The sequence below is a fragment of the Nocardia sp. NPDC058666 genome, assembly GCF_042714895.1.
Classification (GTDB): Bacteria; Actinomycetota; Actinomycetes; order Mycobacteriales; family Mycobacteriaceae; genus Nocardia.
The window spans coordinates 1-3,129 of sequence record NZ_JBHXRY010000042.1; the positions used below are offsets into that span (position 1 = coordinate 1).

General features: G+C 69.0%; 5 protein-coding genes. 4 read left to right on the forward strand and 1 reads right to left on the reverse strand.

The genetic code is table 11. From position 1 onward, the window contains the following. The coding region (locus tag ACFWVD_RS28170) for a hypothetical protein (RefSeq protein ID WP_379247878.1) at nt 1-400 on the forward strand (400 nt) is incomplete at its 5' end. Between the two features lie 140 nt (nt 401-540). Then, nucleotides 541-765: a DUF397 domain-containing protein gene (locus ACFWVD_RS28175; RefSeq protein ID WP_221510446.1), complete on the forward strand. Its 225-nt coding sequence runs from the start codon at nt 541-543 to the stop codon at nt 763-765. A 111-nt stretch (nt 766-876) separates the two neighbouring features. Here the strand turns inward: ACFWVD_RS28175 and ACFWVD_RS28180 are convergent, their stop codons facing one another. Further along, complete coding sequence (locus ACFWVD_RS28180) at nt 877-1,365, reverse strand: ATP-binding protein (protein ID WP_030383575.1); 489 nt, start codon at nt 1,363-1,365, stop codon at nt 877-879. 380 nt (nt 1,366-1,745) lie between these two features. On the opposite strand from ACFWVD_RS28180, the gene ACFWVD_RS28185 reads away from it, so the two are divergent. Both ACFWVD_RS28185 and ACFWVD_RS28190 read left to right on the forward strand, forming a co-directional pair. Continuing rightward, nucleotides 1,746-2,606, forward strand: coding sequence for a helix-turn-helix domain-containing protein (locus tag ACFWVD_RS28185; protein WP_379247880.1), 861 nt, complete (start codon nt 1,746-1,748; stop codon nt 2,604-2,606). Nucleotides 2,607-2,695: 89 nt separating this feature from the next. Next, nucleotides 2,696-3,129 (forward strand): aldehyde dehydrogenase family protein (locus ACFWVD_RS28190; RefSeq protein ID WP_379247882.1); only part of this gene is annotated, 434 nt, incomplete at its 3' end.

Consider the following 3,129-nt stretch of genomic DNA (forward strand, 5'->3'; position numbering starts at 1 on the left):
GCGCGAGGCCCTGCTGGCGGCCCGCGACGCCCGCATCGCGTGGCAGGAGGCCCTGGACCGGGCCGCCGGGGAGCCGGTGCGCCACCGCGGGCTGTCCCACGCGGCCGCCGACGGCGCGGGGGACGCCCTCGCCGCGATGGGCCGGTGCGCCATGCTGCTGGAGGCCCATGTCCCGGACCGCGGGCAGGCTCCGGTGCCGGGCGCCGCCGACCTGGCCGAGGCGCTGCGCACTGCCACCGGGGCGGGCGCCAAGGCCGTTCGGGAGCGCCGGGTGCCGCAGTGGGACGAGGTCAGGGCCGTGCTGGCGGACTGGGGCGCGCCCGGGCAGGGGGTGCTGCGCGGGGCCGCCCCGCAGCTCCTGGACTCGCTGGACGAGGTGTCCGAGGCCCTTCACCCCTGAGGACGGACCTGTGAGTGATCAATGGACCACCCCGCGTGCACGTGCATCTGCCCATGCAGCCGCTCATGAACACAGCTATGATCCGGAGGAGTTGACATCTGCACTATCGGGGGCTTCCTGTGGACCACGCGTACAACGGGATGGCAGCTGCAGAACTCGCTACCTTGTTTGAGCTGACGTGGCAGAAGAGCAGGCACAGCAACTCGCAGGGTTCCTGCGTGGAGTTCGCGCGGCTGCCGGGAGGCGACGTCGCCATGCGCAACTCGCGCTTTCCCGACGGACCGGCACTGGTCTACACGCCGGCGGAGATCGAGGCCCTGCTGCTGGGCGTCAAGGACGGCGAGTTCGATCATCTGATCGGCTGACGGAACAGCGCACCCAATCACGCCATGCACGTGCACTGGCCGGGACTGATCGCAATGATCAATCCCGGCCAGTTGTCCTGTGTGCGCCCCTGATCGGCGGCGGTCGGCCGCTCAGTCCTGGAGGAGGAAGAGCGCCCAGACGACCTTGCCGGTGAGCCGTCCCGCGAGCGGGTGCCAGCCCCAACTGTCGCTGTACGCGTCCACCAGGAACAGCCCGCGCCCGGACTCCAGGTCGCAGTTCTCCGAGGTCCGCTCCGGTGAGAACGCCCCGCCCGGCCGGTCCTCGCTGGGGTCCCGCACCGCACACACCAGCCGCGTGCTCCACCGCATCAGGTGCAGCCGTACCGGCGGCTCCGGCTCGGCGTCCGGACCGCGCCTGTCCTCGGGCAGGGCATGGCGCAGCGCGTTCGTGACGAGTTCGGAGACGACCAGGGAGACATCGTCGAAACGGTCGTCGAGCCCCCACTGGGACAGGGTCGACCGGGTGAAGGTGCGGGCGCCCCGCACCGCGTCGAAGCGTGCGGGAAGGGCGCATGAGGCGGACCCGGAGACAGCCGTGGGGTCAACCGGGGGAAGCCCCTGCCGTAACGGCTCGAGCATGGTCGATCCATTCGTCCCCATGCGAGGCACTCCCGGGATTCGCGGGCGGAGCGGTCAACTCCGTCCAGAAAGAACTGCGGGGTGGGTCCGGCGCCGGCGCGAACAGCACGCAGGTGCGCGGGGACCATCGTTCCGAATGCCGGAGCCGGATGCAAGGGCAGATGCACGTGCACGCGCCGGACCTGTCCACTCCCGTGACGGTTCTGACTCATTTCTTCCTACGCATACTTACGGACTTCTTTTCCTACAGACGGGATTCCGTTACAGAACGAGTACGGGCCGATGCGTTTTGGTGGCAGACTGCGGCCCCTGGGGTACGGGGGCCCCGAGACGCACGCGCACACCACGCGCACGCCAATGCGATGGGGAGGGCAGTACTAGTGACCGCAGAAGCAAGCGGTTCTGTGGTGCGCCGCATCCTCCTGGGCTCCCAGCTCAGGCGACTCCGAGAATCCCGCGGCATCACCCGTGAGGCGGCCGGCTACTCGATCCGCGCATCCGAATCGAAGATCAGCCGCTTGGAGTTGGGAAGGGTGAGCTTCAAGGCCAGAGACGTCGAGGACCTCCTCACGCTCTACGGAGTCACGGACAGCACCGAGCGCGAGTCGCTGCTCGGACTGGTCCGCGAGGCCAACGCGACCGGCTGGTGGCACAGTTACGGCGACGTGCTGCCCGGGTGGTTCCAGACGTACATCGGTCTGGAGGGCGCCGCCTCCCTCATCCGCATCTACGAAGTCCAGTTCGTCCACGGACTGCTGCAGACCGAGGCCTACGCCCACGCCGTCGTCAGCCGCGGCATGCCCGGCGCCACCGGCGCCGAGATCGACCGCCGCGTCGCGCTGCGCCTGGAGCGGCAGAAGGTCCTCGTCTCCGAGAACGCCCCGGTCTTCCACGCCGTCCTCGACGAGGCCGCGCTGCGCCGCCCGTACGGCGACCGCGAGGTCATGCGCGGCCAGCTGGAGCACCTCATCGAGGTCTCCCAGCGCCCCAACGTGCAGCTCCAGGTGATGCCCTTCTCCTTCGGCGGCCACGCGGGCGAGAGCGGAGCCTTCACCCTGCTGCGCTTCCCCGAGTCAGACCTCCAGGACATCGTCTATCTGGAACAGCTCACCAGTGCCCTCTACCTGGACAAGGACGAGGAAGTGGGGCAGTACGAGCGGGCGATGGAACGGCTCCAGGCCGACTGCCCCGATCCCGACCGGACCCGGGATCTTCTTCGCGGTCTGCTCCAACTGTCTTGATTCGCACGTAGTATGACGTCTGATCAGTGCATGATGACCGATCGGTCTCCGGTGCAGCGCACGGGTGCGCGCTCGCAGTAAGGGATGGCATGTCCATATTCAGCGACCTGGCTCACCAGTACATCGACGGCGAATGGCTGGCCGGTACCGGTTCGTGGGACATCATCGACGTCAACCCGTACAACGGGGAGAAGCTCGCGGCCATCACCGTGGCCACCGTCGAGCAGGTGGACCAGGCCTACCGCGGCGCCGAGCGCGCCCAGCGGGAGTGGGCCGCCACCAGCCCCTACATCAGACGTGCGGTCCTGGAGCGCGCCCTGCGGATCACCGAGGAGCGCGAGAAGGAGATCGTCGAGGCGATGATCGACGAGCTCGGCGGGACCCGTCCCAAGGCCGAGTACGAGGTCCACCTCGCGATGGAGTTCATCCGCGAGTCGCTCCAGCTGGCCGTCCGGCCCGAGGGCCGGATCCTGCCCTCGCCGGTCGAGGGCAAGGAGAACCGGGTCCAGCGCCTGCCCGTGGG

Coding starts and splice junctions, on each gene's coding strand:
- ACFWVD_RS28175 (WP_221510446.1), top strand. CDS start 541: ATGGCAGCTGCAGAACTCGCTACCTTGTTTGAGCTGACGTGGCAGAAG.
- ACFWVD_RS28180 (WP_030383575.1), bottom strand. CDS start 1,365: ATGCTCGAGCCGTTACGGCAGGGGCTTCCCCCGGTTGACCCCACGGCT.